Origin of the sequence: Falsiroseomonas sp. HC035, from assembly GCF_050563525.1 — a bacterium.
Taxonomy (GTDB): domain Bacteria; phylum Pseudomonadota; class Alphaproteobacteria; order Acetobacterales; family Acetobacteraceae; genus Falsiroseomonas.
Genome location: NZ_JBNXUN010000016.1, coordinates 45308 through 69858 on the forward strand (window position 1 = coordinate 45308; position 24551 = coordinate 69858).

At 68.1% G+C, this 24551-nt stretch carries 25 protein-coding genes and 1 tRNA gene; 10 read left to right on the forward strand and 16 right to left on the reverse strand.

Annotated features, from left to right (window positions below):
* Positions 1-39 precede the first annotated feature (39 nt).
* From ACLF3G_RS23930 to ACLF3G_RS23945, 4 genes are read left to right on the forward strand one after another with little or no spacing between them, the layout of a single operon-like run.
* On the forward strand, positions 40-1017 hold the full coding sequence (locus ACLF3G_RS23930) for a Bug family tripartite tricarboxylate transporter substrate binding protein (RefSeq protein ID WP_430671911.1): 978 nt from the start codon (positions 40-42) through the stop codon (positions 1015-1017).
* Positions 1014-1823, forward strand: a complete 810-nt coding sequence (locus tag ACLF3G_RS23935; protein ID WP_430671912.1) for an amidohydrolase family protein — start codon at positions 1014-1016, stop codon at positions 1821-1823. Before ACLF3G_RS23930 ends, ACLF3G_RS23935 begins: the two co-directional genes overlap by 4 nt.
* Positions 1824-1849: 26 nt before the next feature.
* A complete protein-coding gene (locus ACLF3G_RS23940) occupies positions 1850-2833 on the forward strand; it encodes a Bug family tripartite tricarboxylate transporter substrate binding protein (RefSeq protein WP_430671913.1) in 984 nt (327 codons plus the stop codon).
* Positions 2834-2848: 15 nt separating this feature from the next.
* Positions 2849-3286: a nuclear transport factor 2 family protein gene (locus tag ACLF3G_RS23945; protein WP_430671914.1), complete on the forward strand. Its 438-nt coding sequence runs from the start codon at positions 2849-2851 to the stop codon at positions 3284-3286.
* 24 nt (positions 3287-3310) lie between these two features.
* Here the strand turns inward: ACLF3G_RS23945 and ACLF3G_RS23950 are convergent, their stop codons facing one another.
* Positions 3311-4213: a hypothetical protein gene (locus tag ACLF3G_RS23950; protein WP_430671915.1), complete on the reverse strand. Its 903-nt coding sequence runs from the start codon at positions 4211-4213 to the stop codon at positions 3311-3313.
* Positions 4214-4282: 69 nt separating this feature from the next.
* A complete protein-coding gene (locus ACLF3G_RS23955; protein WP_430671916.1) occupies positions 4283-5074 on the reverse strand; it encodes an IclR family transcriptional regulator in 792 nt (263 codons plus the stop codon).
* 121 nt (positions 5075-5195) lie between these two features.
* Here ACLF3G_RS23955 and ACLF3G_RS23960 point away from each other — a divergent pair, with 121 nt between their 5' ends.
* Entirely contained in the window at positions 5196-5972 is a 777-nt protein-coding gene (locus tag ACLF3G_RS23960; protein WP_430671917.1) for an HpcH/HpaI aldolase family protein, read from the forward strand.
* A gap of 962 nt (positions 5973-6934) precedes the next feature.
* Positions 6935-7024: transfer RNA gene (locus ACLF3G_RS23965), tRNA-Ser, on the forward strand.
* Between the two features lie 401 nt (positions 7025-7425).
* On the opposite strand, the gene ACLF3G_RS23970 is transcribed toward ACLF3G_RS23965, so the two are convergent.
* The 8 genes from ACLF3G_RS23970 to ACLF3G_RS24005 form a co-directional block, all read right to left on the reverse strand.
* Positions 7426-8505: an acyltransferase family protein gene (locus tag ACLF3G_RS23970; RefSeq protein ID WP_430671918.1), complete on the reverse strand. Its 1080-nt coding sequence runs from the start codon at positions 8503-8505 to the stop codon at positions 7426-7428.
* 1084 nt (positions 8506-9589) lie between these two features.
* The gene (locus tag ACLF3G_RS23975) at positions 9590-9838 is read right to left on the reverse strand and encodes a hypothetical protein (protein ID WP_430671919.1); all 249 of its coding nucleotides are present in this window, start codon (positions 9836-9838) and stop codon (positions 9590-9592) included.
* 30 nt (positions 9839-9868) lie between these two features.
* Positions 9869-10261: a hypothetical protein gene (locus tag ACLF3G_RS23980; protein ID WP_430671920.1), complete on the reverse strand. Its 393-nt coding sequence runs from the start codon at positions 10259-10261 to the stop codon at positions 9869-9871.
* 164 nt (positions 10262-10425) lie between these two features.
* Positions 10426-11742 carry a DUF3631 domain-containing protein gene (locus tag ACLF3G_RS23985; RefSeq protein WP_430671921.1) on the reverse strand — a complete coding sequence of 439 codons (1317 nt, stop codon included), beginning with the start codon at positions 11740-11742 and terminating at the stop codon, positions 10426-10428.
* Positions 11739-12716 carry a hypothetical protein gene (locus ACLF3G_RS23990; RefSeq protein WP_430671922.1) on the reverse strand — a complete coding sequence of 326 codons (978 nt, stop codon included), beginning with the start codon at positions 12714-12716 and terminating at the stop codon, positions 11739-11741. Before ACLF3G_RS23990 ends, ACLF3G_RS23985 begins: the two co-directional genes overlap by 4 nt.
* Before the next feature lie 10 nt (positions 12717-12726).
* Positions 12727-13077 (reverse strand): hypothetical protein, encoded by a 351-nt coding sequence (locus ACLF3G_RS23995; RefSeq protein ID WP_430671923.1) that lies wholly within the window; start codon positions 13075-13077, stop codon positions 12727-12729.
* A complete protein-coding gene (locus tag ACLF3G_RS24000) occupies positions 13064-13270 on the reverse strand; it encodes a hypothetical protein (RefSeq protein ID WP_430671924.1) in 207 nt (68 codons plus the stop codon). Before ACLF3G_RS24000 ends, ACLF3G_RS23995 begins: the two co-directional genes overlap by 14 nt.
* Before the next feature lie 613 nt (positions 13271-13883).
* Positions 13884-14834 (reverse strand): hypothetical protein, encoded by a 951-nt coding sequence (locus ACLF3G_RS24005; protein WP_430671925.1) that lies wholly within the window; start codon positions 14832-14834, stop codon positions 13884-13886.
* 179 nt (positions 14835-15013) lie between these two features.
* Between ACLF3G_RS24005 and ACLF3G_RS24010 the strand changes: the two genes are divergently transcribed.
* Positions 15014-15340 carry a hypothetical protein gene (locus ACLF3G_RS24010; RefSeq protein ID WP_430671926.1) on the forward strand — a complete coding sequence of 109 codons (327 nt, stop codon included), beginning with the start codon at positions 15014-15016 and terminating at the stop codon, positions 15338-15340.
* 157 nt (positions 15341-15497) lie between these two features.
* A complete protein-coding gene (locus ACLF3G_RS24015; RefSeq protein ID WP_430671927.1) occupies positions 15498-16313 on the forward strand; it encodes an ATP-dependent Clp protease proteolytic subunit in 816 nt (271 codons plus the stop codon).
* A gap of 22 nt (positions 16314-16335) precedes the next feature.
* Here the strand turns inward: ACLF3G_RS24015 and ACLF3G_RS24020 are convergent, their stop codons facing one another.
* The 6 genes from ACLF3G_RS24020 to ACLF3G_RS24045 form a co-directional block, all read right to left on the reverse strand.
* Positions 16336-17631: a tyrosine-type recombinase/integrase gene (locus tag ACLF3G_RS24020; protein WP_430671928.1), complete on the reverse strand. Its 1296-nt coding sequence runs from the start codon at positions 17629-17631 to the stop codon at positions 16336-16338.
* A 399-nt stretch (positions 17632-18030) separates the two neighbouring features.
* The gene (locus ACLF3G_RS24025; RefSeq protein WP_430671929.1) at positions 18031-18852 is read right to left on the reverse strand and encodes a class I SAM-dependent methyltransferase; all 822 of its coding nucleotides are present in this window, start codon (positions 18850-18852) and stop codon (positions 18031-18033) included.
* Between the two features lie 52 nt (positions 18853-18904).
* Positions 18905-19849, reverse strand: a complete 945-nt coding sequence (locus ACLF3G_RS24030; RefSeq protein WP_430671930.1) for a hypothetical protein — start codon at positions 19847-19849, stop codon at positions 18905-18907.
* An 830-nt stretch (positions 19850-20679) separates the two neighbouring features.
* Positions 20680-20973 (reverse strand): hypothetical protein, encoded by a 294-nt coding sequence (locus tag ACLF3G_RS24035; RefSeq protein WP_430671931.1) that lies wholly within the window; start codon positions 20971-20973, stop codon positions 20680-20682.
* 134 nt (positions 20974-21107) lie between these two features.
* Positions 21108-21272, reverse strand: a complete 165-nt coding sequence (locus ACLF3G_RS24040; RefSeq protein WP_430671932.1) for a hypothetical protein — start codon at positions 21270-21272, stop codon at positions 21108-21110.
* Positions 21272-22051, reverse strand: coding sequence for a DUF3489 domain-containing protein (locus ACLF3G_RS24045; RefSeq protein ID WP_430671933.1), 780 nt, complete (start codon positions 22049-22051; stop codon positions 21272-21274). The genes ACLF3G_RS24040 and ACLF3G_RS24045 overlap by 1 nt, the downstream gene beginning before the upstream one ends.
* 77 nt (positions 22052-22128) lie before the next feature.
* Between ACLF3G_RS24045 and ACLF3G_RS24050 the strand changes: the two genes are divergently transcribed.
* Together ACLF3G_RS24050 and ACLF3G_RS24055 are read left to right on the forward strand one after the other, a co-directional pair.
* On the forward strand, positions 22129-22545 hold the full coding sequence (locus tag ACLF3G_RS24050) for a hypothetical protein (protein WP_430671934.1): 417 nt from the start codon (positions 22129-22131) through the stop codon (positions 22543-22545).
* A gap of 218 nt (positions 22546-22763) precedes the next feature.
* Positions 22764-24548 (forward strand): methyl-accepting chemotaxis protein, encoded by a 1785-nt coding sequence (locus ACLF3G_RS24055; RefSeq protein ID WP_430671935.1) that lies wholly within the window; start codon positions 22764-22766, stop codon positions 24546-24548.
* Positions 24549-24551: the final 3 nt, after the last annotated feature.

A 24551-nucleotide genomic window follows, 5' to 3' on the forward strand; every position in this document is an offset into this window, starting at 1 on the left:
CTTGGAACGGCGCGGGAAAACGCGCCGCGGAGGACGTTCATGCCGTACCGTGCGCCCTGCCGCCGACGGAGCCTGCTGGCCGCCGGCCTCGCCGCCTTCGCGACGCCGGGTTGGGCGCAGGAGGCCTGGCCGGCGCGGGGCGTCCGCATCACCGTCCCCTTCGCGCCCGGCGGCACCACGGACATCCCGGCGCGCATCATCGCCGACCATCTGGCGCGAAGCCTCGGTAAGCCCTTCGTGGTGGAGAACCGTTCCGGCGCCGGCGGCGCGCTGGGCATCCGCACGGTGGCGCAGGCGGCCGATACGCATCTGCTGCTGCACACCACCTCGGCCGTCGCCATCCTGCCGGCGCTGCAACGCGACCCGGGCTTCGATCCGCTGGCCGACCTGGTGCCGATCACGCAGACGGCGGCCTCGCCGATCCTGCTGATGGTGCGAGCGGATTCGCCATTTCGCGACCTGGCGGACTACCTGGCGCGGGCGAAGGCGGAGCCGGGCCGGGTCAGCTTCGGCACCGCAGGTATCGGCACCACGGTGCATTTCGCTGGAGAGGTCCTGCGCGCCAGGGCAGGGCTGGACCTGCTGCACGTGCCCTATCGCGGCTCCGCCCCCTCCGCCACCGCGCTGCTGGGCGGGGAGGTTGCCTCCGGCTTCCTCAGCCCGATCGAGGTGCTGCCGCATATCCGCGGCGGCCGCCTGCGCGCCCTGGCCACCTGCGGGCGCCGGCGCAGCGCGCTGCTGCCGGAGATGCCGAGCATCACGGAGCTGGTGCCGGATTATGACGGCGTGGAGCTGTGGTTCGGCCTGTTCGGCTCCCGCGACCTGCCGCAGCAGGCGGTGGCGACGCTGATGCGGGACCTGGCGCCGCTGCGCACCGGCGTGCCTCTGGCGAACCGCCTGGCGGAGCTGGGCGCCGAGACGCTGCTGGATGGGCCGGAGCCGCTGGCCGCGCGGATGCGGGCCGAGGTGCCGCTCTGGCAATCCATTGCCACCCGCGCAGGAATCCCACGCGAATGACCGAGACCGATACGCCGCTCGTCGACACGCATTTCCACGTCTATCTGAAGGACATGCCGCTGACCTCCTGGGCGTGGCACCACCCGCCGGAGGATGCCTCCGCCGAGCGGTTCATCGAGGTGATGGACCAGCACGGCATCGGCTTCGGCGTGATCGCCGCGGCCAGCTTGCACGGCCAGTACAATGACTACGTCATCCGGTCGCTCCGCCGGCACAAGCGACTGCGCGGCACGGTCTTCGTGCAGCCGGAGACGGACATGTACACGCTGGAGCGGATGAAGGCGGATGGCGTTGTCGGCATCCGCCTGTTCTTCCGCCGCGTGCCCGACCCGCCCGATCTGCGCAGCCCGGAGTACCGGCTGCTGCTGCGCCGCGTGCGCGACCTGGATTGGCATGTGCACACCCTGGTCAGCAGCCCGATGCTGCCGGAGGTGATCGAGGCGGTGGAAGGCGCCGGCGTGAAGCTGGTGATCGACCATTTCGGCAAACCGGACGAGACGCTCGGCGTGAACTGCCCGGGCTTCAAGGCGCTGCTGGCGGCGGTGGAACGCGGGCGCACCTGGGTGAAGATGTCCGGCGGCTTCCGCATGCCGTCGCCGGAGTCCGCACGAAGCACCGCGCAGACGCTGCTGCGCGTCTCCGGCGGGGAACGCCTGATGTGGGCCAGCGACTGGCCCTTTGCCGCCTTCGAGGACCGCGTGAGCTACGCGCAGACCATCGCGGATCTAAGGGACTGGGTGCCCGATGCGGCGACCCGGCGGCTGATCGCCGGCGAGACGCCGATGCGGCTGTATTTTAGCGCCTGAGAACAAGAAGACGAAGGGAAGCGACCATGTCCATTCTCACAAGGCGGCGGCTCGGCGGCCTGGCGTTCGGCGCCGGGCTTGCGGCCTCCGCGCGGCCGGCGCTCGCGCAGGCCTGGCCCAACCGTCCCGTCACCGTCGTCGTGCCATGGCCGGCCGGCGGGTCCACCGACGTGCTGGCGCGCTCCGTCTCCCGCAATTTCTCCGAGCGCTTCGGGCAGCCCTTCGTGGTGGAGAACCGCTCCGGCGCCAACGGCAATATCGGCGCCGCCTCCGTCGCCCGCGCCGCGCCGGATGGCCACACGCTGATGGTCACCACGAACGGCCCGATCACGAACAACACGCTGCTGTTCAAGTCGATGCCGTTCAATCCCTCCACCGATCTGGCGCCGATCGCGCTGCTCGCGGAACTGCCGATCGTCATCGCGGCGCGCAGCCAGATGCCCTACCGCAACGTGCAGGAGCTGGTGGCATTCGCGAAGGCGAATCCTGACAAGGTCAATTGCGGCACGCCGCCGCTGGGCTCCGCCGCGCACCTGGCGATCGAGCTGCTGATGCACCGCACCGGCATCCGGCTGAACCTGGTGCCCTATCGCGGCTCCGCGCCGCTGACCAACGACCTGCTGGCGGGCGCCGTGGATATGGGGATCGACCTGGTCACCACCTATCTGCCGCATATCGAGTCCGGCACGCTGCGCGCGCTCGGCGTCACTGCGGCCGAGGCGATTCCGCAGCTTCCGAACGTGGCGCCGGTGCAGGCGCAGGGCGTGGCGGATTATCGCGCCACCGGCTGGATCTCGCTGCTCGGACCGGCGCGGATGCCGGCGGATGCGGTGGCCAAGCTGAACGCGGCGAGCAACGCCTATCTCGGCCTGGACGAGACGCGGTCGCTGCTGCAGCCGCTCGGCCTGACGCCCCTGGGTGGCACGCAGGCCGACCTAACGCGGCGGATGGCGGCGGAGATCGAGCTGTGGCGGCCGATCATCGCCGCCGCCAACATCTCGGTCGATTGAACAGGAGTGGACTGCATGACTGTCGACGAGCTGCGCATCCGGCAGGAGCTGGAGGTCCTCAACATCGCCTTCTGGCACGATGTGGATTCCAATTGGGGTCGCAATGCGCATGAGCATTTCACCGAGGATGGAATCTACACCACCAGCCACAAGGCGCGGCAGGGGCGGGAGGCGATCCGCGTCTTCTATGCGGAACGCGAGGGGCGTGGCGACCGCGTGGCGCGGCACCTGATCCACAATTTCCATGTCACGGTGCGGGATGCCGACCACGCCACGGCCGAGTGGACCATGTGCCTGTATGCGGAGGACGGCACGCCACCGCTGCTGTCGGAGCCGCCGATCCTGATCGGCGCCGTGACCGATGAATGCGTGCGCGGACCGGATGGGCGCTGGCGTTATGCCGCGCGCACCACGAAGCCGCTGTTCAAGGGCAGCCGGCCGACCTCGGGCTGAGGCCGGCCGGGGATGGGCGCGTGGCTACTCGCCGGGCATCGGGTAGTCCGCCGCGTTCAGCACCCAGCCCGGCTTGTTGGAGAAGTCGCGTCGCGGCGGGCAGAAGATGTCCACCATCTGCCCGGCTTCCTCGGCGCGGGAGGTGTGGATGCTCGGCGGCGGGATGACGGTGACGGAGGGGGCGCCGCACAACTCGTGCTCATCCTCCCGCCACAGGGTCTGGTCCGGCGTCCAGGGCCAGCGGATGTGGTGGGTGTAGGATCCGTTGAGCACCAGCGAGCATTGCTCGAAATCATCATGGTGGTGCGGCGACAGCTTGCGGATGTCGCGCGGGCCGGGCGCGGGTTCCAGGTAGTTCACCATGAAGGTGGTGCAGCGCCAGATCCGGCCGAAGCGGCCCGGCTCCTTCGGCACGTCCAGCGTATAGTCGCGGATGCGGAAGCCATCGGGCGGGGTCGGCCAATCCTGCAGCGGCGGAATGCGCGGGTCCGTGGCCTCGTAGCGCGCCGCGTTGCTGCAGCGCGCGGCGAGGTCGGTGGAGCGCGGCGTGAACAGGCGCACGATGCGGCCCTTGCCGTTCACCGTGATCCGGCTTTCGCCGGGCGGAATGAAGACGAGCGAGTTGCCTTCAACCGTCTTTGTTTCGGCGCCGGCCGTGACCGTCGCGGAAAGGCCGGGATCGGGCAGCAGCAGCACATACTCGTCCGGCTGGTCCCGCCGCGCCAGCACGGCCCCTTCCGTCACTTCGGAATAGGCGATGATGAAGTTGCGGCCGCGCACCAGCCAGGTGCGGATGCCGTCGGCGTCTTCCTGCGGCGGCGTCTCGTAGAATTTGGCGTAGTCGGCGGGTGCGTAGGGCCCATCCACGATCTTCGTCGCGGCGGGCGGGGCGAGCGCCGCGCGGGGGTCGGAAGCATCATAGGCCATGGCGTTTGCTCCACTGAAAATTGTTCTGCTGAACGGAACATCGTTCCTTTCATAAATCCACTTTGGTGGTCAGCGGCGATCGCTGTCAAGAACCTGCCCAAGCCGCGCGGAGATGCGCGCCGCCGCGCCCTGCACGGCGCGGATCAGCGCCGCCGCGGGTTGCCGCGGGATGAACTGGATGGAGCCGAGCAGCGCGATGGCGCCGACCATGCCGCCGCCGCCTTCGAAGATCGGCGCGGCGAGTGCGTTGACGCCGACCAGGCTTTCCTCCGCCGCCGTCGCCCAGCCCTGCGCGCGGATTTGCTCCAGCTCCTGCCGCAGCTGCTCGGGGTCCGTGATGGTGTGCGGCGTTCGCAGGTCGAGGCGCGAGAGCAGCACGCGTTCGCGCAGCGGGGCGTCCGCATGCGCCAGGGTCAACTTGCCCTGCGCCGTGCAGTGCAGCGCCATCAGTGCGCCGGACTTGGCGGAGATCTCGATCATATCCTGGCCCGGCAGAGTCGCCAGCACCACGGCGCCAGCGGGCTCCGCACGGCTCAGCACCACGGTCTGCCCGACCTGGTCGCGCAGCGCGCGCATCTCCTCCCGCGCGACCGTGGCCAGGTCGAAATTCTCCGAGACGGCGCGGCCCAGCGTCACCAGCCGGTGGCCGATGCGGTAGCGTTCCTGCGCCTGCACGATGTAGCCGGCCTCCAGCAGCGTGCGCAGATGCCGGTGGATGCGACTTTTCGTCGTCTCCAGCGCGCGGGCGAGCTCGGTGACGCCGACATCGCCGCGCTGGCGGGCCAGGTGTTCCAGGATCAGCAACGCCATGGCGACGGCCTGCAGCCCCTCCCCACGTTGCGGTCCGTCGATGCGCGGCATGGCGTGCCTCCCTCGGCTGGCTTGACAGCGGCCGCCGGCGTGACAGTGTTTCTAAGAACGGAGAGATGTTCTGATAAACAGAACACGTTTTCTCCGTCAACCCACTTCGCAGGACCGACCGATGCCAGACCTGGACAGCAGCTTCCGCGCCCGCCTTGCCCGCGGTGATCGCCTGGTGGGCAGCTTCATCAAGACGCCCACGCTGCACGCCACCGAGATCCTCGGCAGCATCGGCTTCGACTTCGTCGTGGTGGATGAGGAGCATTCGCCCTTCGACCGAGCCGCGACGGATGCCGCGCTGTTCGCCGCACGTGCCACCGCCACGGCGGGCCTGGTTCGCGTGCCCAGCCCGGCGCCGCACCACCTGCTCTCCGTGCTGGATTGCGGCGCCACCGGCGTGCTGGTGCCGCATGTGGCCAGCGCTGCCCTGGCCGCCCAGGTGGCCGCCGCCTGCCGTTATCGTGGCGGCAAGCGCGGCTATTCCGGCAGCGTCCGCGCAGCGGGCTATGGTGGCGGCCGGATGTGGGACTACATCGAGGCGGCCGACGCCGGGACCACCGTCGTGGCGCAGATCGAGGACCCGGAGGCGCTGGAGGAGATCGACGCCATCGCAGCGACACCGGGGATCGACGCGCTGTTCATTGGCCGCGGCGATCTGACGGCAGCGCTCGGCGCACCCACCAATGACGCCCCTCCGATCCGTGATGCGGTGGATCGCATCGTCGCCGCCGCGAAGCGGGCCGGCAAGCCTGTGATGGTCTTCGTCGGGGGGATGAAAGAGGCCGAGTGGCTGAACAGCATCGGCGCTACCGCCTTCGTCTATTCCTCCGACCAGGGTTTCATGAAGGCGGCCGCAGCCAAGGCGCTGGCGGAGATGCGCGGGCTCGGCATCGCCTGACCCGGCGCGGCCCGCTTCACTGGCCTGGGACGGCTGCCAAGCGCCACCGGTGGCACGTCCACTTCACCCCGACCAACGCCTCCCGGATCAGCCAGAATTGGCATCCACCGGCCAATCCGGGCCAGGAACGCGACATCATCGCTCTCATTGACGCCCACGATGCAGATCCCGGGCCCTTGCGCTGGACCAGGTCCGCCCAGGACATCCTCACCGCGATCCACCGCTTCTGCCAGCGCACCCTCCGCATCGGAGCGACCACGGAACCAGGATACTTGTAGGCTGCGGAACTTCGGCTGATCAGAACGGCTGTGACCTGATGCGCGGTGCCGGTTGGCAGCGGTGCCTTGACTGATGCGCGGTTCGGATCGGCAGACCGTGTCGATTTCAACAATCCCAGCCCGGCGGCAATGGTGCCGCCTGACCATCCGCGGCAGGCGATCCACGCGCTGGTGAACGCGGCGATGGCGCGGGTCTTGGTGATTTCGACAAGCGCTTTGCCACCGGCAGGCGAGACTCGATCGCGCCGGAGAAGCTGTCGCGGGCGCTGCTGCTGCGGGCCCTCGGATCGGTCCGATCTGAACAGCGGCTGTAGCTCTGCTCTGAGGCTGACGCTGAGGTCGGCAACCTGATCCGCCTGCCGAAGCGGCCGGCAGCGTCTGCCTGATCACCGCCAGACCGGGCCAGGCACTGAAGTTTTCGGCGGCCTGGTGCGGCGAACGGGGCGTCACGGCCCGCCCCAAGCTACTCGCCGACCGCTATCGCAAGGATGATCAGGCTCGTAGCCGGAAACCTCCGCAGCCCGATAGGGTGCCGTTGGGACGAGGTCCCGGATCCAAAGTGGCATTGGAAAGCTGGCTACTGGCCAGGCATGGCAAGGGCGTAGACCTGTTGCTGACCGCTGCAGGCTCGTGAGCGGATGTTGCGCTGTGCGCGGCCCATGTCTATAGGGCGGCACCACCCGCGGAGAGGTGGCAGAGTGGTCGATCGCGTCGGTCTCGAAAACCGAAGTAGGTGCAAGCCTACCGTGGGTTCGAATCCCACCCTCTCCGCCAAATGTCGGCCATTTCCTTGGGCTTCAGGGTCGGCGCCGAATAAGTCCACAAATTTGTCCACAACAACACAGCACCGCCACCAGCGCCGGCCCCCGTAGGCCATTGAGATTTGCGCCATGACGGTTCTCGGATCGCAGGCGGCGTGCGGGCTAGCCGAATGCGGCTGTCATAATCGCCAAGCGCTTAACGACGTCCAGCCCCGTCCGCAGGCCCGCAACGAGTCCTTTAATCTGAGTTCGAACAGAAAAACCCGTCATCGGCGCAGAGTTAAAGAGATCATCTGCAACCGTTCTCCACGTCGCAGGCGCGGCTGGCAACCGGGTTTAGGGAAATGCAAGTCAAACGGGCCGCGGTTCGACTTTACCTTCGTCTGAATACGCTGCGTCCAACTTTGGCTTGTCTCACTGTGCTTCGGTAATAGCCGGTTGCTTCCGGTTAAAGCGCCCGCGCCAGTGGGCATAGGCGAGCCGGATCACGCGCTGCGCCGGGCGCTCTACCAGGTAGGTTAGCACCGTCGCCACAATCAGCGACGCCACCAGCGCCGCTGCGATAGAGACATTAGCTGACCATCCGGCATCCTCCTGCAGCCGCAGGATCAATGCACGACCGGCGAAGTTGTGCACGAGGTAAAGGCTGTAGGAGATGGCGCCGAGCCAGATCAGCACAGGCTGGCGCAGGAAGCCGGCTCGTCCGGTCAGGACTAGGGCGAAGGCGCCGATAGCGACCAGCGCGGCGCCCACGTATTCCAGTGGGTGCAGCACCGTGATGCAGGCGAGCGCGGCTAGGATGATCAGCAGGGCCATCCGCGGTCGCTCTTGCATGTAGATCCGGTAGAGCCCGATGCCGATGACAAAGAACGGGATTTGGTTGAACACCAGCCCGAAGGTGGTGGTGAGGTTCCAGCCCCAGAAACCCGCCCCGCCCCATTCTTCTCCCGCCCACCAGGCCAGGGAGGCACTGAGCCCGAGCAGCAGGAACGCCTCGATGTGGCGCAGCAAGCCCAGAGTGAACAGCGCTAGCATGCCGGCGTAGAACCAAAGCTCGACATACAGGGTCCAGTAAGCGCCCTCAATGTCGTCGGCCGGGATGAACGACAGCTTCTGCAGCATTGTGAAGTTCAGGACCACGTCCTGCATCGGCCGTTGGTAATAGGCGACGTCCAGCGCGTGCACCGTAAGCGTGGTCACGATGATCGCCGCCCAGTATCCGGGATACAGCCGGGAGAAGCGGGAGACGATGAAGTCCATGGGATGTCGCGCCCGCTGCAGCGTCATGAAGATGACGAAGCCGCTGATTACGAAGAACAGCTGCACGCCCCGGTCACCCCAAGGCAGGTAGAACAGCGGATCGGTCACATGGCCATGCAGTTCGTCATACCGGTCGAGGTAGTGGGTCAGCACGACAGCCAGAGCGGCAATGCCGCGCAGCGCATCCAGCTCCGCAACACGCGGTGTAGTGCTCGGACCGGTGCTTGCATGCAAGAATGGCGCACCGGATGTTTCAGGCGGAGCGCAGCGAAAGATTGCCCTAGCCCACTGGTTGCGCGCTGATGATGCGACGCTAGGCATTTGGCTGATGTCCTACAAAGCGCCAGCTCGTTACACCGTGTAGCTGCTGACGCAGTACGGTGACGACGCGGCGTGGCCGACCGCCATGTTCGGGTAGTCCCTGAAACTGTGCTCCGGGCCAGCATTGGCAGGACCGCGTGCAGGCAGCAGGCCGGTTTCACATCGTCAGGAAGTGCAGAAACGCCGGACTGCCGACAGTTGCCCGCGCCGGGGCGAATGTGCAGCAGAAGCGGAGCGGTCAGCCCCCAAGCAGAAGGGCGTAGCCTGCGGCCGCCTATGCGTCCTGCAAACAGGAAGCGTCCGAGGCTTCAAGCCTGCGGATGCCTAAAGCCGGCACCCTTAGCGGGTGCCAGATTTATGGCTTCAAGGCGGCGCGTTGCACATCATAGGCAACCGGTAACACCGTCCCCGAACCACTACAACACATGAGTGTTCACAGGTCCTTGCGCGCGATCTGCTGGCGACGGGGAGTGATCGGAGCGGAGGCATTCTAGTTCACGCCCCAGCTGCACAATCAAGAGCGGCGGCAGACCAGCCGAGATGTTTGCATTAACTAGAGTGCAGGGGCTGGAGTAGATTGCGCGGTGCTGGCCTCCTCGTGCTGGCACCGGCCCCCACGCGCCAGACCACCGCCGCAGAGCCCGGCGACGTCATCAACGGCACCTCCGTCCTCACTGTGAGCGAGGCCATCCACATGATGGGCCTGGATGCGCCAGAGCATCGCGCCTGCCGCCCGGTCGAGGCTCACCGCGCCGCCCGTGCCACTACAGGCTGGGCGGCTGATGCAGCCCCGCGCTTGGCTAGACCGGTGCGACCGTTACCGTTGTCGGCGCACGCTGGCTGACGTACGCGGACGGGCCAGCCGCGACCTGGCCAAGTGATGATGCGGGAGACTTGACCCAGCGCTGCAACGGGCGCCGCCGCAGGCAAGGTTGTGTTGATGCAGCAGACAGCCGAGGTGTCAGGTCTCGCGCGCGCGAGCAAGCGCGCGTTTCGCTCAGCGGGTGAGATGCGGCCTGGCAGCCTCAATAATATCGGCCTCTAGGTCTCCCGAGACGGTTGCGGCAGGCACTCCACCGGCCCCGTGAGGCGCCCGAAGGACAAGCTGATTAAAGCGCCGGACCACCACCTCGAAGGTGGTTGTCAGCGGCCCCAGCGTGACCCTCACGATTGCTGTCGGCTTCCGCCGGGTCTCCCGCAGGATGCCGGCAACCTCGATCACCGCCACCAGATCAGCCTGCGTCATCGCTGCCGGTTCCTCGTGCTCATGCCGCGGCTATGCCGTCTCGCCGAAGGCTCGCCGCCAAATACCGTCCAGCCAGGCGACGTCATCGGCCGGCAGCCGGGTGGAAACGGGCTTGCCCTGCAGCCATGCCCGATAGCGCTCCAGCCGCGCCCGGTCCGCGGCACTTACGCCAATGCGCCAAGCAAGCAACGCAATCTGCTTGCGCGCTTTCTTCGGGGCGAGGCCGGCGAAGGTGAAGGCCGGCGCCGCCTGCCGCTTTGCTTCGCCTGCCACTAGATCCGCCAGTGCGTGCCAGTCCGCTCCGGCCTTCGCCAGCGTGCGGGTAATGGCGGCGGCGGTCGCCACCACCTCGCCGTGGTGGTCGCTCGCCAGCAGCGGCAGCAGCTTCGCGAGGCGCGCGCCGACGGAGATGAGGCCGTTCATGCCGCCGCACCTTCAACTTCCGCCAAAGGGGGGCTCGCGAACCGTAACGCCGTAACATTGGCGGATTTCCGCCAGTTTTCCGGTCCCACAAGCGGTAACGCCGCCCAAGGTGTTACTATCCTAGAATTGCCACAAGCCATTGATATCGTTCTCATGTTACGGCGTTACGGTTCTGGGGCCGGGGCTATGGCCGAAGGGGGCAAGTAGCGGGTCCACGCCTCGGCAAAATGGTCCCGCTGATAGCCTTTCACCGGCGCGCCGCCGGGCGGACGGTATGTTGTCGGGCGAACCCCGAACGGCGACAGCGCGTGCGCCAACTGCACTGGCGTCATCGGCTTGCCGTTTTTCCATTCGGGCCAGGGCCGTTCGTCCATCTGTTCCAGCGCGCCGATGATGTCGGTGGTGGGGACGCGCGCAGCGCCCTTTTCGCTGAACAGGCGCCGCAGATCGGACAGCAGCAGGGCGCCAACCTCTGCGTTGCCCTCGGCCGCGTTGCGGTGCCCAAACACGTCAAGCAGCGCACGCCGTGCCCGCGCCGGCCAGTCGCCGCCGGCATCGTCCGCGATGGACAGCAGCGGGATGGAGATATCGCCCTCTCGGTCGCCCATTGCTTCCGGTACTGCCGGATCAAGCGGCAGGTGCGGACCGCGATCCAATGACCACCGGGCAAGGTGCCGGGTTGCCATGTGCAGCGCGTCGCGTGCGCCAGGTGCCCGCAACTTCGTCACCGTCTCCGCCGCCGACTTCCGTTGCAGCGTGATCGGCACGCAGCGGTCCGCCAGCGTGTCCGGCAGCTTACCGATGCCGGCCAGCGCCACAGGGCAGAAGGTGGCGAAGCGAACCGGCTTGTACTCGCCCTTCAACTCCACCACCCGGACCACCTCGCCCGATCGCTCAAAGCCACTGTTGAGGATGCCGCGCAGTTCTTCGTTGTCGCCAAGGAAGCTGTCGGCTTCATCCACCAGTAGCGTCAGCCCGCCTTCCTCCCGCAGCGCCTCCACCGTGCGGAACACGCCGCTGGCGGAGATATTGTCGGCCTTGAGCGTGCGCTTGCAGGTCGCGCGCAGCACGTCCAGCAGGGTGGACTTGCCGCACCGCTTGGCCGGCGAGCCGATGCCAAGCCGCGGCGTGTGCTGGAACCGCTCCGCCACCCACGTGTGTGCGATCCACAGCGCGATGCAGTCCGCCGCAGCCGCCGGCAGGATCACATGCCGACGGATCACGCCCGCCAGCCCTGTCAACAGCTTGTCGCCGGCTACCGCGTCCTGCCACGGCTCTACGTCCAGCAAGGTGACGCTGCGCGTCTGCGCGGCATCAGGTGCCGGCCGCGCCTTCTGCACTACCGCGTCCAGCGACCCGACGCGGATGCCCAGCAGCTTCGACGCGGCCTCTCGCTCCCGCTCATAGGCCAGAGGATCTAGCGAGGCGAGGCGCGCAATCTCGGCGGCATCTGCGGCCGTGGTGTCGAGTACGGCGCTCATTCCCGAACCTCCGCAGCGCCACGCGCAATGCCGTCTCGTGCGGTTGCCTCGGCGTTGCACTGATCGCGCCCCCCGCCCTCTATCGCGGCTTCTGCCAGAACGCGCACCGCAGCGTCCGCGCCAACCTCGCCGGCCGCCACCATTTCGCCGACACGACAGGATGCCCAGAACAGGGTGCGGTGGCGCTCGCCCTCTGCCGCGGTCCTGACGGTGCAGAGAAGGCCGGCAAGCCGCGCCGTGGCGCTTCCACCGCGCAGCACGCCGAATGCCACCAGCGGCCTTCCTAGGGGCTGTGTCGGCGAGGTTGTGGGGGGCAACACATTTGCCGGCGGCGGGTCCACCAGCGGCACGCCGTCCACCACCGCGAGGCGGTGCGGAAGCGGGTCCGCCCAGCCATCGAAAATGGGGGCGGCGGTGTAGTGAGGCTGCGCGGCGCTGAACAGGCTTCGGTCAACCGGCGAGCCGGCGAACAGCGCCTTGTTCTCCGCGCTGGTCATCGGTCGGCTGTACCAGTACCAAAGCCGCAGCCTCGCACCGGGCTTGATGCCGTGCGACGCCGTTGCCTGCACCACCACGCGCCGGCGGTGAAAACCGGCGGGGAGCATCGGCGCCACCGAACGCGCACAGGCTGCCAGGTCGTGCGGATCGGTGCCGGGCAGCAGCGGGACGCTATCCACGTCCAGCGCCACCCACCGCCGGGCTACCTCCCGTAGCGTCGGCGCCTCGCCCGTCTCCGGATCCGGGTGCGACAGGCGCCGCACTCCGCAGCTTCGCCGCGGATCAATGACGGCGCCGCGAACGATGCAGCAGTCGCGCCGGGGAACCAGGCCCCGGAGCAGTGCCGCCAAGTCATCGAGGTCGGCAACCTCCATGGTCAACAGGTCCACCGTCTTGGTTCTGTCGTATGGCTCTGCCGTGCGGTCGGCATGGATAAGCTTGGCCAGGCGACGGCCTCGCGCCTGCACCACCGTCACCGTTTCCAGGTCATTCGCCATCGGCCGCGCCCTCCGCCACCGGCCAGGGTTCGAAGGTGATGGCGATTTCACCGGCCAGCCGATAGCGGACGAACGTCACCTTGTTGCCGTCACTGTCGGCGCCGATCACCGGCACGCTTTCGATTGGGCAGCCTGCTTTCCGTAGCCGCGACACATGGCACGTTGCGTTCAGCGCCAGCCCGGGGACAGCCGCCTTCAACATGTCAATTCGGGTCAGTCCAAGGGGATGCGCGATCAGCAATTTGGCCAGGCTTGCCGCGCGCTTCGGGATCGGCAGCACGGTGGTGCCCATCCGCAGCAGATGGCGCTGGCGGCCGGTGGTGGATTCAGCGGCATGCATGGGCGGCCTCCATGGTACGGAGCGCGGTTAGAGCGGCGCCGATGTTGGGATAGGCCAGCGGAATGCGCTGCCCCGGGATGGTGATGCAGGCGCGCGGTTCGCCCTCGGCGTCGAGTAGGTCGGCGCGGAGTTGGAGCCGGGCGCCGAATGGGACGACGCGGTGATTCTGTGCGGCCCAGGCGAACAACGGCATGGGTGCAGGAGGTGCTAATCGGCGCTGCCGGCGGCGCGGGCCGCAGGCGGTGCTAGTGCTGGATGGGATCATTTTCGGGGCCGTTTCACTTGGCCGCCGGAGGCAACTGGACCGTGGCGCGAGGCGCGTGGTGTGCTAAGTTGCGATTGTCGAAGTCGCAGTACATCAGCACGAAGAACGCATCTCCGCCGGGCCCCAGCAGGTCCGGCGGTTTGCGTTAGGGGGTGGTGACGCGAAGCAGGTGCAGCGGGGCGCGCATTACGCGGCCACCTTCTTCGACAAATTGGCTGCAGGCAGGTTTTCTACCAGCCGCGCCAGTGAAGGGCCGTCCACGATGGTAGTGCGCCCCGACTTGCGCAGCAGTAGGCGCCCAGCGCTGGCTTCGCGATAGATTGCGCTACGGCTCAGGCCGCTCCACGCGACAGCGGCGGGGATACGAAAGCCGGCGGGGGTGGTGTTGACCGGAGTAGAATGGGGAGTAACGCGCATTGGACCGTCTCCAAGCCTCGCGGCATTGCGAGGGACGGTCGTTCATTTATCGGTAGCAGGGGCGGGTGGCACTAATCCCCTAATCGCCGCCCAATCCGGCGATTAGGGGATTATCACCCGGAGATTATGCTTTGGGTACCCCAGCGCTGTCTCTCGGAAACTTTCCGCGCTTGTCGGCTGCGAGCTTTCGGTCATGTTCTCCCCGCCCGCGCCTTAGATCCGATGGGAGGTTTGCGGCGGCGAACCTCGATTCGGTCGGCAGAAATCCCTCGGCCCGCAACACGGCGATTACCTCGCGTTGCGTTGGCGGCTGGCCCCGGTTCACGAGCAAGTCTCGCGCGATGTTTCGTGCCGCACCGTCAACCAAGACCTTCGCTGGCGCGGGGACAGAACCTGGTTCAGTCGGCGATGCAACCTCGACCGGGAGCCCGCGCATGTGTTCGGGAAGCAGCGCGATCACTTGCGACAACCGGACGTAAAGGTCGCCCCAATCAGGGAAGCTAGACGAGCGGCGCGAAACCAATCCCTCCGTGGTCTTGCCTGGATCAATGGTTGCCCAGCCGTCCTCGGTGACCGTGATGTCGGCGCGAAGGAAATCGGTCGCGGGCACGCTCTCGTGCTTGTCGGCCATCTCCTTCAACCAATAGTTGCCGCGTCGCCCGTGAAACCCAATCTTCTCACACCGCGCGGCGTCAACTAGCTGCGCCCGCGCGGCCGCGATCCTTCGGCCTACTTCGGCCTCGCGGAATAGGTCGCCTTCCAATTCGGCAGCCAGGGTTTCCGCGGACAATCCGGTGGTCCGCATCAGCCTTCTGGCCTGTGCTCGCAGCTTCCAAGCCCCCCATTCGGACTTCCCACCCAGTCGCCATACCTCGCCCTTTGCCCGGGCCGACAAAGCTGCCAGCAGCGGCTTAAGGTGGAACGGCGCGCCCCACTCCCTGGTGGGCTTCGGGTTTGAGGCTGCCAGGAGATCGGTCAGCGAGAGTAGCTCGCCGAAAGCTAGAAGCCCGATTGCGTCTTGGGCATGGATTTTTCGCGTCCCGGACGGCGTCGAATTGCACGCTGCTTCGGTCACCGTTTCTGCGCCTCCGCGCGCTCCGCTGGGTAGCTGGCAAGGGCAGCGCGGGCGGAGGCTCCGCGCGCGAGGCCGGCCAAAACCCGCCCCCGCCAGCCGCATCATACACGGTTGTTGCGATAGGCGCATGTAGCATCCCGACGCTGGCGCCCTCGCTGGTCGCTGCGCTAGTCCGGCACATGACACACCGCCCCGGCGCGCAATTCCAGGACCATGCGAACATGGTCGCCGGCCGGGCCGCGCTACCTCGGCCGCTATCCGACTTCGAAGACTTTCAATTCGCCACGCAATGCCCGTCACCGGCCTGCCGCTTCCGGCGCTTCCCGGTGGCAGCGATCGCCGCATCCCGGCCCGGCATCACCGTAGGCGATGCGCTGGCCCGGTTGCGGTGTCAGGCGTGCGGCCAGCCGCCGGAGATTGTGGCGCTGTCCAAGCCCAGCGTGAACGCAGGCGAAACGTGGATTGCTTTGCGGATCGAAGCCGACCAGTGGAAGCCGGTTCGGTAATTTTCGTTGGTGCGCCGCAGCGAGGCTGCGGTTACACCGCTTTTCAGCGCCAGCCTTTGGAAGTAGCATTGGAAAAAACCTAGGCGAGGCGAGCGTGGCACGAATTACAATATTGTTTTTCGTCCTCGCGGTTGTTTCCGCAGCGCCGGCTTCAGGCATGGATATCACCACTTCTGATGCGGGCGATCTTTCGGTCGTGGCTGCGGTGGGTTCCATACGTCCAGGTGATGCCGAAAAGTTTTCTGCCGCCGTCAGATCGAAGCCGGGCCGAGATGTAATACTAGTCATTAATAGTTCGGGCGGAAGTGTCGTTACGGCATCTGATATCGCTGCCTTGGTAAGTAGATGGCGGATTCCTGTAGTTGTAACGCAAGACTGCATTTCCGCCTGTTTCTTGATTTTTGCTGCGTCTCCGGATCGATGGGCGCAGCGTAATGCTCAGATAGGGGTCCATAGCGCCAGTGTTGCTGGTGCGGAGAATGCCGATACTTTGGCGATGACGATGGTCATCGCGCGAGAAGCAGCCGCCTACGGTGTCCCGCGTTCAATTATCGGCCGAATGGTCATCACTAATCCAAATGACGTGGCATGGCTGAATGACGCTGATCTTCGATCGATGCGAGTGACCTATCTCGATGACCATACAGCAACAGCTTCACGTCAGCCCCAAGTGGCTGCTCCGCCTGTGATTGCGGCTCTTCCTGCGCCTGCTCCCGCGCCACCCTCCGCGTCATTCCGTCAAGGAGCCGCCGACCGGCGAACGTGGGAAGAATTTACTGACCAGCAGTCGGGCTCTTATCGGCTAGGGGCCGAATTCTGGGCCGGACAACGTAGCCTCCCGAGGCCCGCCCCTTGTGGTGGGCCTGACCCGCTGTTCGTCGCCGGTTGCCAGCAGGCTCAGCGGTTCTTGAGCCCCCTCGACCTACGGCGACGAAGCGACCCAGAGTATCGCCGCGGTTGGAATTCGCCGTGAGGCATGCCCTCGCGCGGGTCGGTTAACCAGCCTCAGCCAAGCCGGGCGCAAGTGGGATGATTGCGCCCGGCGCCTTCTCGCAGAACACGGCCCACTCCGCCATCAGCTTTGCCCGCTTCTGGAACAGGTCTCCGCGCCTGTAGGCGGCTTCCACCTTGTCCCCAATGGTATGTGCCAGCGCGGCCTCCGCCACCGCGTGCGGCGTGCTGGTGGCTTCCTCGCACCAGTCGCGGAAGGCAGAGCGGAAGCCATGCACCGTCAGGTCGCCCCGCTTCATTCGGCGCAGCAGCATGAGCATGGACATGGAGGACAGCGGCCTGTTCGGGCGGGCGCCTGGAAAGATGAAGTCCTCACCTTCCGCTGTCCGCTCCGCCTCCATGCTCCGCAGGACGGCCAGCGCATCAGCAGACAGCGGCACGCGGTGCTCCCTGCCGGCCTTCATGCGGTCGCCCGGCACCACCCAAACGGCGGCGCCCATGTCCACTTCCGACCAGCGGGCGCCGAGCGTTTCCGTGGTGCGGGTTGCCGTCAGGATGCAGAACAGCAGCGCCTTGGCGGCGGTGCCCGGCTGCGCCCGTACCCGTGCCATGAACGGCGCCATGTCCTGCCAGGGCAAAGCCGCATGGTGCTCCACCCGGGCCACCTTGGACCGGCGCGGCAGCAGGTTGGACAGGTGGCCGCGCCACCGCGCCGGGTTTTCGCCCATGCGCCAGCCGCGGGCGGCGGCGTAGTCAAGCACCGCCTCTATCCGGCCGCGCAGCCGCGTCGCCGTCTCCGGCTTGGCGTTCCAGATCGGGTTGAGGCACCCAAGCACGTCATCGGTGGTGATCTCCCCCACCGCCTTCTTGCCGATCTTCGGGTAGGCGTAGGCGCCAAGGGTACTTGGCCACTGCGCCCGGTGCTTCAGGTTGCGCCAGCCGGCCTCGTGCGCCGCGATGTACAACTCGGCCACGGTGCGGAAGGTGTGCGCCTTGGCGACGGCAGCGGCAGCCCGCGCGGCCTCCGCCTCGGCTTCTGCCTTACGGTGCGCCAGCGGGTCCACACCGTCGCGCAGCATCCGTTGAGCATCGGCGGCGGCCTCGCGGGCCTGCCCTAGCGTCAGCCCCCGCTTGCCATCCGCGTCGAAGGCGCCGAGCCCCATCTCGCGCGCCTTGCCCGCCAGCATGTAGCGCAGCGTCCACTTGCCAGCCGCGGCACCCGCGATCCGCAGGTACAGGTTGCCGCCATCGGCATGGGCGCCAGGCTTTCCGGTCGCCACCAGCGCCTTGCACTCAATCGCCGTCAGCTTGCCGTTGAGCTTGCCCGCTGCCTTCGCCACCGCTCCGCCTCCGGTCCACAACCACGTCCACAAATATCTTGTGGACTGGCGGGACGCAACCGGAAACACGCGGGGACGGAACGAAGGGTGCAGAAGGCGAACGCCGTGCGTAGCCTGCGGAGATTGGAACGGGACAGGACACCACAAGACGCGAGTGAGGCGGACACCCTCTCCGCCATTGATACGTTACATATCAATAGATTGCGGGTCATCCAAAGGATTATTCCCACTTTGGTTCCCACGGTGCGCCTCGTACGTGGGCGGATGCGCGGACTGCATACCTTTTCACGCACCTTGTCGCTGAGCGGATGTGTCGCGACGGCGAGGCTTGCTCGACCGTAATTGGGCTGCTCGGTGGTCCCGAACTCAATCTGGCTAGGGCCCGTCAGCTCTTGGCCATCAGGTCTTTTGGCCTGTGCCGATGAAGTAGGAGATTGGGATTTCGAGCCCCTGTGGGCCGCGATGAGCCTCGGCCCGCCGTGCGAGGACCTCGCGTGCCCGCGCCTGGGTGGCCTCGTCCTGGATCGCGATCGCGCTGGCGGTGATCGCCATGCCACCCATGCCAGCCCGCCACAGCGCCTCGACGTCCGGCATGGCGTGGACCGTGCGGTGCTCCGTAACGGTCACATCGCGTAGCCCCGCCCCGCGCAGTAGCGCGGCGAAGGCCTCCGGGGCGGAGAAGCGGAACGTGTCATGCCCCTGCGGCACATCCGGGTGCGGCGGCACTCCCAGCTCGGCAATCGTCTCGCGGAACAGCCCCTGCACGCGCTGCCGTACAGGCTGATCCCACCAGCTGAAGGCAAGAGAGCCACCCGGCGCCAGCACGCGCACGCACTCGGTTAGCGCCTCCTCCGGCTCAGGGAAGTGGCCAAGCCCGAAATTACAGAGCACTGCATCGAAGCTGCCGTCGCGAAACGGCAAGGCGACCACGTCGCCCAGCCGGAACTCGACGCCGGGGTGGGCCTGCTGCGCCAGGGCGACCATGGCCGGCGAGACGTCCACGCCCGTGACGGCCGCCCCGCGGCCCAGGGCGGCTGCGGCGGCCACGCCTGGGCCGGTAGCCACGTCCAGTACCCGCCGCCCTGCCGCAACCCGCACCGCATCGAGCAGCGACCCAAGTGCGAGGCCGGTCAGAGGGGCGAAATGCTCCGCGTATCTGCCGGCGATGCGGTCATGCGCCGCACTCTCGAACGCTGTGAAGGCCCGTGCATCGAGCGCCATCCCACCGTCTCCCGCTGCTCGCCCCGAGGCTCGCACGGCCGGGATCGCCGGCTCAAGCGCGACACTCCCCGCTCCACCGCAGGAGCCGGCGATAGCCGGGCGCCAGCACGAGCGGCCCAAGGTAGAGTGGGATCTGATAGAGGCCGAAGAAGAGTGCCACGCGCGGGTCGGCCGCTTCCGGCAGGACGGCGAGGTAGAGCGCCATGCTGCGGAACCCGCTCAGCATGCCCGCAGTCGCGGCGGTCCGCGCGCCAAAGGGCAAGAGGGCGGCCGCGGTCACCAGGTTCAGCCCGGCGCTCGCGGCGCAGGCGGCGAGCGTCGCCTCCAGCACCCAGCCCGGCTCGGCCAGGAGCCGCGCCCCGACTCCGTCCATAACGCCGAAGCCGAACGCAACCAGCAGCCAGACCGTCAGCCCGTCGAAGGCCGGGCCCAACGCCTCCAGCCGCGCAGACCCGGCCAGCCGGCGGATTAGGGCCGAGAGCACGAACGGCAAGCCCACCACTGTTCCGAGCCGCGCCGCGAAGGCTTCCATGCCGACTGCCAGGTCCACCCCCGTCAGCGCCCAAGCGATCGGCGGCGCGGTGAGAGGCACGAGCAGGGTGCCAACGAGTGCGCCCAGCAGCGACAGCTCGGCGTCGAGCCCGAGCAGGCGGGCATAGGCGGGAGCGGAGACGATCGCCGCTCCGGTGGCGAAGAGCACGACGGCGTCGGCAATGCCAGGGTCGAGCGGGAGCGCCCGGACCACCACCCAGGCGAGGACGGGGCAGGCCAGCATCTGGACGACCAGGACGGCGGCGAGCCGCCCCGGCTGGCGCAACTGTGCGAGAGTGGCCGGGACGTCCACGCGCAGCAGCACCAGCGTGCTCAGCCCAACCACCGCGACCGGGACCAGACCACGCAGCGCCCATGCAGCGGGTGGCAGGAGGATGCCGCCAAGGATGGCGAGCGCCAGCAGCCTCCTCCCAGAGCGCGCCGAGGCGGCAAGCAGGCGGAGCAAGCAGTCGAGCATGCTTCGAGGCCCTCGTCTGCGACGACGCGTCTCCCCGGGCGGGGCGAGTTTTGGCTCCGGCCAGGTTAGCGGCATCAGGCCAAAAGAAGACAGTTAGGCGGAGTGAAACCGCTCAGACGCGCACCGGCCGGCGTCCTTGGGCGGGCCATGCCTCAGGCTATGCACGAACCGAAGGCGCAAGCGCGTGTTGTCCTGCCTTTGCGGAGGACAAGGCTGGTACTGACGGACGAGCAGAGGGCGGTGCTGGGGCCGCTGGTCGAGGCGTGCCGCCCCGCATACCAAGGTGCCCCGCAACTCATGTGGCGCACGGTGGGTGCGATCCTTTGGCGACACGACAAGATGGCGAAGTGGCGCGTCCTGCCCCGGGGTTCGGGCCTTGGTGGGTTCGGGCACTGCCCGGACGCCCAAGACTGGCCGCGCCGGCTTTCATCCGCTGGTCCCGGTTGTGCGTCTTGGAACGCCTATTCATGATGACGCAGGCGCGGGGCATCGGCCCGGCATGGCCTTCCTCGACGCCACCTCCATCCGTGTCCACCAGAAGTTTGCAGCGCCACTCAGACCCGTCGTGCTTGGCGGTGTTGGCGTGGCCAACGAGTCGCGTCCTGTGCCGAGGCTGCACATCGAGCCGGAGGCCCATCGGCCAGCACAAGCAAGGCGCCCAGCGGCTGGCCCAGCAAAGCTCAGCCCGAGCCGGCTCAGCCCGCACGCAGTCGCCCCCCCCCATGCACCATGTAAGGGGGGGTGGGGGCCGAAATATGTACGCGGCCAGAAATTTGTTCCCGATGATATTGGCCTGGAGGACAGCGCGCGGAAGCGCCTTACCCGAGGCAGCAATCACAGGACGGACCCATCACAGTGCCCGCGCTCTGCTGAACGGCGTTCGCATCAGCACGAAGCCGTTCGACCTCCAGCACCAGTCGGTTGGCAGCCCGCTCCGACGCCTCCCATAGCGCCTGGGCCGCCGCCGTGGCGTCCGGGCCTGCGGGACAGGGGTAGCCCCGGTGGCCGCCAAGCAGCCGCTCACCGGCCTTGGCGGCGGACAAGGCGGTGCTTGTCGTCTCGGCAAGCAGTTCCCTCTCCTTCTGCGCCGTTGCGGCATGGACGCGCATCATTAGGTCGGAGGCGCCCGGCATGTCCGCTGCGCCGGGTGATCCGATCGAGCCATCCCGCGACCAGCACTGCCCCCAGCTGCCGGCGCCGCGCCAGAGCCGCCCGGAAGCTCGGCCGCCGGCCGTCCTTGCTACCTTCAATATCGGAGAGCTTGGCCGCCAGGGTGCAGCCCTGGGCCGCCACGAAGGCGCGCGCTGGCCTGCTGCGTCTCCAGCCCAAGCCCGCTCTGGCCCTGCTCCGCGGCCGAGACCCGGTAAAGGCCGACCGCCAGCCGCGAGGCACTGTGCTGCGTCGCGCGCATCAGGCCGGCACCGCGGCGATCTGGTAGACGCTGTAGCTGCCCTTGGCGCCGATCTTGTTCGGGCCGACCTGCCGGACGCGCTCCAGCACCGTCACCTCAATGCCGTGCCCGGTCCGGAGGCCGGCGAAGAAGCCGCGGACGGTGTGCGGCGCCCGGCCAGTGGCCTCCACCACCTGGGCCACCGTCGCCCCCTCCGGCCGGCGCAGCAGGGCCAGCACCGCCGCCTGCTTGGTGCCCTCGCGCGGCCTGCGGGATGTGTCGGCTGCTCGTGGCGCGCGGGCCGGCCGGCCGGCGAGGATGGCGCGCAGGGAGGCCAGCGCGGAGTCGAGTGGCTGGGAGGCGTCCCAGGCCGAGAGCACTGCCGCGGCAGCGTCGCGCAAGTTCGCACGCCTAGGGCTCGCGTGCTGGGGCAGGGATGCCGCCTCGGAGCGCTGAGGCGGGCTGTCAATGCTGCCGGGGGCCTCGGCGCCCAGCTGCGCCACGTCGGGGGCCGCGGGTGCCACGGCGGCCTCCTGGTTCGTCTGCAGGGTCTCCAGGCCAATGGCGGCGCAGCCAACATCGGTGATGCGGAGCGCGATCCAGGCACCCGCCTCGTCCTGGCGCCAGGCCCGCCCGACATGCTCCGCCGGTGCCGGCAGCTCCGCCAGAAGCCCGGTCTTGAGAATGCTGCGGAAGACAGCACTACGAGCAGCGGCGGGAAGCTTCGGGAGCGGCGCGAGCCCCGCCTTATGCTGCGCAGCTTCGCGCAGGATGAGCGACTGGGTGTCGGACGGCGTCATGGTAGTGGTCTCCGGCATCGGGCGCCGACGATCGGGCCCTACCACCAGGCGCCCCGCCGGGCAGAACCCGGTCGGGCGTGGCCAACGCTTCGCTCCGTGTGCGAGGGAAGCCAAGCGCCCTCCGCGCCAATCACCCGGCGTCCGGTGGGATTGCCGCTCGCGACTGGCTGGGAGGGCTGTTTTCTGAGAACGCCGTCAGGCCCGGGTACGCGCGCGAGGACATCGCCGGCGACGTGCTGCCATCCGGCACCACCATGCAATTAAACAGCCCCGCGAAGGGCTGGAACGCTGGCGCAGTAATGGCCGACGTCTCGCTGAACCGGCGGCAGACGAGCCGTGTCGGCGTGGGCGTGGCCATTGCTCAAGCCGGCGTTGTGGGCTCTGACGGGCAGATCGAGCTCGAGGCGCTGCGTCTGCGCGTCTACGGGATCGGACAGATGCCCAGCCAGCCGGCGAGGCCAACACCGCTCGTCACACCCCGACAAACAAGGTAGGACTGGCTGCTGACCATACTGCACGGACGAAGAGTTGGGTCGGGCAGCATTCGGCAACCTCGTCGCATTCTGGAATGACAATGGCGCTGGTGAAGACGACGGCCATAACGGGCCGATTGAAGATGCCAGGGGCGCCCTCCCCGGAGATCCCGCGCCCTGCGCCCAGATCCGCAGCGCGGCTCAAGGCGGCCGATGGTCATGACAATGCCGGCGACCGGATGGTGGCCACCAGCCTGGAGCTGGCTGGCGGCATCACGGAAGCCGCCAGCGCCGTGGAGGAGCTCCGCGGATCTCTGACCATGATAGCCTCCGGCGCCGAGCAGGCGGCCGGAGCGGCCCACGAATCGTTGGCGGCCGTGGTGGGCATGGCGGCAGCCTTCGAACAGGCCCGGGAACTGGCGGAGACGTCGCGCCAGCGAACCGATGCGCTGCAGGCACTGCTGAGACAGTCCGGCGCCGCCATCGATACCTCGATCCGGGCCGTGGGGGCGAATGCGCAGCGGCAACTGGCGGTGGTCGAGGTGGTGGGGGCGCTGGAGGCGCATGCCGCGCGAATTGGCGAAATCACGCGGAGCGTCGCGGATATTGCCGACCAGACCAACCTGCTGGCGCTGAACGCCGCGATCGAGGCCGCGCGCGCAGGCGAAGAGGGTCGCGGCTTCGCCGTGATCGCCGACGAGATCCGCGCCCTGGCCCAGGCCGCGGAGCAGCGGTCGCTCGATATCAAGACACTGGCGGAAGCCATCGCCGCCTCCGTGCGCGACGTGGCCGGCCGCCTGCGCGAGGCCGCCGCGGTGGCGGAGGGGGAGGCCCAGGCCGCCGCGCGGGTCGGCACCACGCTGGTCGCAATTCGCAGCGAGATGGCGGCGCTTGGCGAGGACAGCCAGACCATCCTTGGCGCCGCAGTCGATGCGGTCAGCGCGATCAACGAGGCGCGCAAGGGGTCCGAAATCATCTCGAGCGCCGCGGAGGAGCAGGCGGCGGCCACGGCGCAGGCCCAGGCGGCGGTCGAACAGCAGGCGACCGCGCTCGACCAGAGCCAGGCCGCGGCGGGCGCGCTGGCCGAGATGGCGGATCGGCTGGTCCGCGGCGGCACCAGCGCCGAAGCCGCGCAAGGCTCGGCCTCGGCCGCGGAGGAATTGTCGGCGACTGTGCAGGAGCTTTCGGGCTCGGCCGGTGAGATCCTGCTCGCCATCGAGCAGATCAGCCGCGGTGCGCAGCTCCAGGCTGCGGCGACGCAGCAGGCTGGCACGGCCATGACGCAGATCGAGACCACGGCGCGAACCTTCGATACAAGCGCGCGCGCGCGCGTGGACCGGGTGGCGACCATCCAGGCGCAGCTGGCCGAGGGCCGCCTCGCCGTCGCGGGCCTCGCCGAGGGCGTCGCCACCGCCGTGGCTGGCAACAAGGACGTGCAGGCTCTGATCGAGGGGCTGGAGGCGCAGGCCACGGAGGTCAGCCGGGTGGTCGATGGCCTTGGCCTGATCGCGGTGCAGACGACGATGCTGGCGACCAGCGGTGGCGTCGAGGCGGCTCGCGCCGGGGAAGCCGGGCGCGGCTTCGCGGTGGTCTCGGGCGATGTCCGCACCCTGGCCCGCGACGCGGCGCAGAACGCGGAGTCAGTGAAGGACCTTCTGGTCGCGATCGTCGCGCGCATCGCCCGGGTCCGCCGCGAGGTGGACCAGATCGCGCTGATGTCGGAGGCCGAGATCCAGCGGAACCAGACCCTGGAGGAGCGGCTGGGCCTCGTCGCCGAGGACAGCCTGACCCTGCAGGCGGGCGCCGAGGACCTGGCTCGGACCAGCCGGACGATCGTGTCGGCGAGCGCGGAGGTGCTCTCCGGCATCGGCCAGATCGCCGCGGCGGCGGAACAGGCCAGCGGCGCCGCGACCCAGGCGGCGGCGGCGGCGCGCGAGCAGTCGCAAACCGCGGACGACCTTGCGGTCGCGATCGAGGAGATCGCCCTGCTGGCGAACGAGCTTCAGCAGGCGCCGGATCGCTAGAGG

Coding starts and splice junctions, on each gene's coding strand:
- ACLF3G_RS23930 (WP_430671911.1), top strand. CDS start 40: ATGCCGTACCGTGCGCCCTGCCGCCGACGGAGCCTGCTGGCCGCCGGC.
- ACLF3G_RS23935 (WP_430671912.1), top strand. CDS start 1,014: ATGACCGAGACCGATACGCCGCTCGTCGACACGCATTTCCACGTCTAT.
- ACLF3G_RS23940 (WP_430671913.1), top strand. CDS start 1,850: ATGTCCATTCTCACAAGGCGGCGGCTCGGCGGCCTGGCGTTCGGCGCC.
- ACLF3G_RS23945 (WP_430671914.1), top strand. CDS start 2,849: ATGACTGTCGACGAGCTGCGCATCCGGCAGGAGCTGGAGGTCCTCAAC.
- ACLF3G_RS23950 (WP_430671915.1), bottom strand. CDS start 4,213: ATGGCCTATGATGCTTCCGACCCCCGCGCGGCGCTCGCCCCGCCCGCC.
- ACLF3G_RS23955 (WP_430671916.1), bottom strand. CDS start 5,074: ATGCCGCGCATCGACGGACCGCAACGTGGGGAGGGGCTGCAGGCCGTC.
- ACLF3G_RS23960 (WP_430671917.1), top strand. CDS start 5,196: ATGCCAGACCTGGACAGCAGCTTCCGCGCCCGCCTTGCCCGCGGTGAT.
- ACLF3G_RS23975 (WP_430671919.1), bottom strand. CDS start 9,838: ATGACGCAGGCTGATCTGGTGGCGGTGATCGAGGTTGCCGGCATCCTG.
- ACLF3G_RS23980 (WP_430671920.1), bottom strand. CDS start 10,261: ATGAACGGCCTCATCTCCGTCGGCGCGCGCCTCGCGAAGCTGCTGCCG.
- ACLF3G_RS23985 (WP_430671921.1), bottom strand. CDS start 11,742: ATGAGCGCCGTACTCGACACCACGGCCGCAGATGCCGCCGAGATTGCG.
- ACLF3G_RS23995 (WP_430671923.1), bottom strand. CDS start 13,077: ATGCATGCCGCTGAATCCACCACCGGCCGCCAGCGCCATCTGCTGCGG.
- ACLF3G_RS24000 (WP_430671924.1), bottom strand. CDS start 13,270: ATGCCGTTGTTCGCCTGGGCCGCACAGAATCACCGCGTCGTCCCATTC.
- ACLF3G_RS24010 (WP_430671926.1), top strand. CDS start 15,014: ATGACACACCGCCCCGGCGCGCAATTCCAGGACCATGCGAACATGGTC.
- ACLF3G_RS24015 (WP_430671927.1), top strand. CDS start 15,498: ATGGATATCACCACTTCTGATGCGGGCGATCTTTCGGTCGTGGCTGCG.
- ACLF3G_RS24025 (WP_430671929.1), bottom strand. CDS start 18,852: ATGGCGCTCGATGCACGGGCCTTCACAGCGTTCGAGAGTGCGGCGCAT.
- ACLF3G_RS24035 (WP_430671931.1), bottom strand. CDS start 20,973: ATGATGCGCGTCCATGCCGCAACGGCGCAGAAGGAGAGGGAACTGCTT.
- ACLF3G_RS24040 (WP_430671932.1), bottom strand. CDS start 21,272: ATGCGCGCGACGCAGCACAGTGCCTCGCGGCTGGCGGTCGGCCTTTAC.
- ACLF3G_RS24045 (WP_430671933.1), bottom strand. CDS start 22,051: ATGACGCCGTCCGACACCCAGTCGCTCATCCTGCGCGAAGCTGCGCAG.
- ACLF3G_RS24055 (WP_430671935.1), top strand. CDS start 22,764: ATGGTGGCCACCAGCCTGGAGCTGGCTGGCGGCATCACGGAAGCCGCC.